Genomic DNA, 4,533 nt, shown 5'->3' on the forward strand with positions numbered 1-4,533 from the left:
ACAGGAAGTGTAGACGCTGCCTTGATCGGAATGAATCATAACCCCTTCGGGATATTCTCGAGACCGTAAGGCTTCCTTTAACGTATCAATAGTCGCTAAACGAGTAATTTGGAACGTGGAATCACTAAGTTAGAGACTATTGCTTCAACCGAGAATTTTAACATAAAACAAGTTGAAGCATAAAGTTTTCTCAAGGATTTCCCTATTCGCTTCTAATATTTCTCATTATTATTTTCCTATTATTTTCCATTTCTCCCATTGTTTTCTCATTATAACATACTGCATAATTGCGTGAGAGATTTCTGTCCAGATTGGTCATTGAGGAACGTACATAAGGATAAAAAATCCTGCGCTTTCAACTTTCCTTCCCGTTGGACAAATCCGGTTTCCGTCGCTACTTTTTCTAAGTACGACGAAGAAAAGATCGCTCCCAGCGTTTCTGAAATAAACGTTAGTTCTTCCTTTCCTTGTCGGCACATCCCAACCATCCTTTCTACAAATTTACAGTTTATAGAAAGTAATACCCCTTAGATTGATCATCTAAGGGGTGAATTTCTTAGCTTGATGGCAATGGTGCCTGGCACCTGGGTTTTGCATCGTAAAAGCCTATGGAATCCATAGGCTTTATTTAGTCATAAACTTTATCTAATTTGTTGATTTTAGTTAGCAAAGTTAGAATAAAAAGTAACGTTGTCCAAGTGGTACATAGCTAACAGGTTGACATGAAATCTCTTTTCCATCAGCAAACACTTGATAGGTTTTTGGATTAACTTCAATGTGAGGTAAAGCATTGTTTAACTTCATATCTAATTTGCTCAAATTTCGGATATTACGAACCGGTGAAATCATTTTCGTTAAACCTAATTTTTGAGGAACACCAAGATCAATACTTGCGGGTGACATAAATGTAATCAATGTAGAACGGTTAGCCTTACCATATGAAGCGTACATTCTACGCATAAACACTGGTTCTGGAGTTGGGATGGAAGCATTAGGGTCTCCCATTTGCGCACGTGCAATCATCCCGCCTTTTAAAACAAGCTCTGGCTTTACACCAAAGAACATTGGGTCCCATAAAACAAGGTCAGCCAATTTCCCCTTTTCAATTGACCCTACTTCATGACTAATTCCATGTGTAATAGCTGGGTTAATTGTATATTTAGCAACATAACGTTTTACACGTTCATTATCATTTCCGTGTTCACCAGCAACAGCACCACGTTGTTTTTTCATTTTATCAGCCGTCTGCCATGTACGGATAATCACCTCACCAATACGCCCCATTGCCTGAGAATCGGAAGACATCATGCTAATAGCACCCATATCATGTAAGATATCTTCTGCAGCAATTGTTGCTGCACGAATACGTGAGCGACTAAAAGCAACATCCTCTGGAACATTCGCATCTAAATGGTGGCATACCATCATCATATCTAAATGTTCTTCCATGGTATTCGTTGTGTAAGGCATTGTCGGTGTTGTAGAGGACGGTAAAATATTTGGATAGGAAGCTAATTTCATTATGTCTGGAGCATGTCCACCACCTGCTCCTTCAATATGATATGTGTGAATAACACGATCGCCAATTGCTTCAAGTGTATTCTCTAAATAGCCAGCTTCATTTAGTGTATCTGTATGTATCGCCACTTGAATATCAGCTTGCTCTACTACTTCCATACAAGTTTCAATCGCTCTAGGAGTTGATCCCCAATCTTCATGAAGTTTAAGACCTATTGCTCCTGCTTCTATCTGCTCAATTAAAGGAGCTTTATGGGAGGCATTTCCTTTTCCTAAAAATCCTACGTTAACTGGAAATTCTTCAGCTGCTTCCAGCATTCTTGACATATACCATGGACCTGAGGTACACGTTGTAGCCTTACTGCCGGTAGCTGGTCCAGTTCCTCCACCAATTAATGTTGTTACTCCTGAAGACAGAGCAACATCCATCTGTTGCGGGCAAATAAAATGAATATGTGTATCAACACCACCAGTAGTTAAAATTTTGCCTTCGCCTGAAATAACTTCAGTTCCAGCTCCTATCACTAGGTCAGGGTCCACTTTATCCATTATATCTGGATTGCCACTTTTACCGACGCCTACAATTCGTCCATCTTTTACACCAACATCTGCTTTTATGATACCTGTATAGTCTACTACAATCACATTTGTAATAACTAAATCCAGTGCACCATCCTTAGCTGTAATCCTTCCGTTTTGTCCCATTCCATCACGAATTGTTTTTCCCCCGCCAAAAATAACTTCTTCACCGTAAACCGTACAATCCTTTTCTATTTCTATCCACAAATCAGTATCCGCCAGGCGTACTTTATCTCCAACAGTCGGTCCAAAGAGTTCTGCGTATTGTTGTTTAGATATCTTCACGATAAAACCTCCTCTGTAATCCAACCAGCTTCTGTAAGTTTCTTAATAGTCTTTTCCTTTCCTCGTTCATCCATAAATCCTTCACTCATGCCATTCAATCCATATACAGTCCTTCGACCACCAAACGTAACTAAACTTACTTTTTTTTCTTCTCCCGGTTCCATTCGAACAGCTGTACCGGATGGTATATCAAGACGCATGCCAATTGCTTTTTCTCGATCAAATGAAAGAGCACCATTCACTTCTGCAAAATGAAAGTGTGAACCTACTTGAATGGAACGTGAACCGGTATTTTTAACAACTAATTCGCTTCTATCTCTGCCTTGATTTATTTCAATTGTACCCTCTGCTATTTGAAATGCTCCTGGTTTCATGCTTTTACCTCCATTGATATTGGTTGATGAATCGTTACAAGCTTTACACCGTCCGGAAATGTTGCTTCCACTTGAATACTTTCTAGCATTTCAGGTACACCTTCCATTAAATCCCCCATTGTAAGTACGTGACGTCCCATTTCCATCTACACCATGATCGGTGGATTAAAAGCTTCTTTTATTGCCGACTACTTACATACTGTCATTTTATTTATTGTACTTGCTATTTTTGGAGTAGCTGTCTATTACAAATTTGGAATTACAAATATTTACGAAGGCTTACGTCACTTACCTGAGTCGAAACAAATGCTCACCATGGCATCGGTTCCTGGACTACTATTTGGAATTATTAATATTGTAGGGAATTTTGGGACAGTTTTTGTGGATCAAGCTTATTGGCAAAGAGCCATTGCAAGTACGGATAAAGCTGCTTCTAAAGCATATCTTTATGGAGGACTTGCATGGTTTTCGATTCCATTTGCCATAGCTACTATTCTAGGAGTTAGTGCAGCAGGTTTGGGAATCGCTGTTTCATCTCCTGATTCAGTTGCTCCTGTTATGGCATCTCATGTGTTAGGTACAGCAGGCTCTCTCTTGTTTATCATCATGTTATTTATGGCTGTTACTTCGGCTGGTTCTGCCGAACTTACTGCAGTAACCAATATTATTGTGACTGATATTTATCGTCATTCTATTCATCCGACTGCCAGTAGTGAAAAATTACTAAAGGTATCACGTTTTATTACACTAGGTTTCGGCCTAGCAATGGGTTTATTGTCAATCTTACTTTTCTATTTAGGAATAAGTCTTGGCTTTGTTTATATGGCAATGGGTATATTTGTCAGTGCAGCGGTTATTCCAATAACACTTGGATTGACATGGAAACGCGCAACAAACAAGGGAGCTTTTTACGGCACTTTATTAGGAATGATAGGAGGAGTCTTTGTATGGGTCAGTTCTGCTTACATATTAACTGGTCATGTTAATATTGAGTCTTTGGGTCAACTATATCCAATGCTATTTGGAAATTTAGCTGTTTTTATTGTTAGCGGTATTATTTCAATCAGTCATAGTTTACTATCTTCTGAGGAATTTGATTTTGAATCATTAAAAGAGAAATTTAAAAGCTTTGATGAAGAGAAAGGTCAAGATCAAGGTCAAGCTACAGAGGAGGAACTAGTATGGAAGATCAATTAATTAGGGACACTAAATTGTATACTCGCTGGGCGATTGGTTTAAGTCTAGTCTTGATTGCCATTTGGCCAGGAATCATGTTTTTAACAGGCTATGTGTATAGTGTGACTTTTTTTAAAGGGTGGGTTTGTTTAGCCTTTGTCTGGCTGACTATAGGAGCACTTTTCATTACCATTCGGCCAATGATTGAGTTATATAAAGAATACAAAAAATAACGTAGTAATTTAGTCAACGTCTGTTTAGGTGTACAATAGAAATCTAAAAAGAATCCTTTACTTATTGACGGAAAGGATTCTTTTTATTTTTGAAAAGTAGCCTTACGTAAATTCGATATGAAACAGATGACAGGATAACCCTATATCATGGCTTATCATTTAGAATCTTTTACATACTTTCATCAAAACATTTCATTTTCTTATTAACTGCTGTTCCATACACAAAAATTCGAGGGACCACTGCCCCTCGAATTAGTTATGCTTTGGCAGTATCTCTCCATCTCGTTGCGAACTTCTCGATGTAGTACGTAAGCACAACGAACACGGCCATGATTCCTGTATAGGTTGAATTGAAGAACTATTCTTTT

5 protein-coding genes and 1 pseudogene are annotated in these 4,533 nt (G+C 38.4%); 2 read left to right on the plus strand and 4 right to left on the minus strand.

The features are described 5' to 3' along the window. Nucleotides 1-269 precede the first annotated feature (269 nt). The 4 genes and pseudogenes from ABHN01_RS22925 to ABHN01_RS22940 all read right to left on the minus strand — a co-directional run. A complete protein-coding gene (locus tag ABHN01_RS22925; protein WP_429877459.1) occupies nt 270-479 on the minus strand; it encodes a hypothetical protein in 210 nt (69 codons plus the stop codon). 193 nt (nt 480-672) lie between these two features. After that, nucleotides 673-2,382 (minus strand): urease subunit alpha, encoded by a 1,710-nt coding sequence (gene ureC / locus ABHN01_RS22930; RefSeq protein ID WP_429877455.1) that lies wholly within the window; start codon nt 2,380-2,382, stop codon nt 673-675. After that, nucleotides 2,379-2,756 (minus strand): urease subunit beta, encoded by a 378-nt coding sequence (gene ureB / locus ABHN01_RS22935; protein WP_429877456.1) that lies wholly within the window; start codon nt 2,754-2,756, stop codon nt 2,379-2,381. The genes ureC and ureB overlap by 4 nt, the downstream gene beginning before the upstream one ends. Further along, nucleotides 2,753-2,902 (minus strand): annotated as a pseudogene (locus ABHN01_RS22940) (urease subunit gamma); the annotation flags it as partial. The gene ureB and the pseudogene ABHN01_RS22940, both read right to left, overlap by 4 nt. A gap of 7 nt (nt 2,903-2,909) precedes the next feature. On the opposite strand from ABHN01_RS22940, the gene ABHN01_RS22945 reads away from it, so the two are divergent. Next, complete coding sequence (locus ABHN01_RS22945) at nt 2,910-3,953, plus strand: sodium:solute symporter family transporter (RefSeq protein WP_429877457.1); 1,044 nt, start codon at nt 2,910-2,912, stop codon at nt 3,951-3,953. After that, a complete protein-coding gene (locus ABHN01_RS22950) occupies nt 3,938-4,165 on the plus strand; it encodes a hypothetical protein (RefSeq protein ID WP_429877458.1) in 228 nt (75 codons plus the stop codon). The genes ABHN01_RS22945 and ABHN01_RS22950 overlap by 16 nt, the downstream gene beginning before the upstream one ends. Nucleotides 4,166-4,533 lie beyond the last annotated feature (368 nt).

It is taken from the genome of Fictibacillus sp. NRS-1165 (assembly GCF_050468105.1).
Classification (GTDB): domain Bacteria; phylum Bacillota; class Bacilli; order Bacillales; family Fictibacillaceae; genus Fictibacillus_C; species Fictibacillus_C terrinigri.

What these genes read in the sequence shown, in the direction of transcription:
- ABHN01_RS22925 (WP_429877459.1), bottom strand. Translation starts at nt 479, where the DNA reads ATGTGCCGACAAGGAAAGGAAGAACTAACGTTTATTTCAGAAACGCTG.
- ureB (WP_429877456.1), bottom strand. Translation starts at nt 2,756, where the DNA reads ATGAAACCAGGAGCATTTCAAATAGCAGAGGGTACAATTGAAATAAAT.
- ABHN01_RS22945 (WP_429877457.1), top strand. Translation starts at nt 2,910, where the DNA reads ATGATCGGTGGATTAAAAGCTTCTTTTATTGCCGACTACTTACATACT.
- ABHN01_RS22950 (WP_429877458.1), top strand. Translation starts at nt 3,938, where the DNA reads ATGGAAGATCAATTAATTAGGGACACTAAATTGTATACTCGCTGGGCG.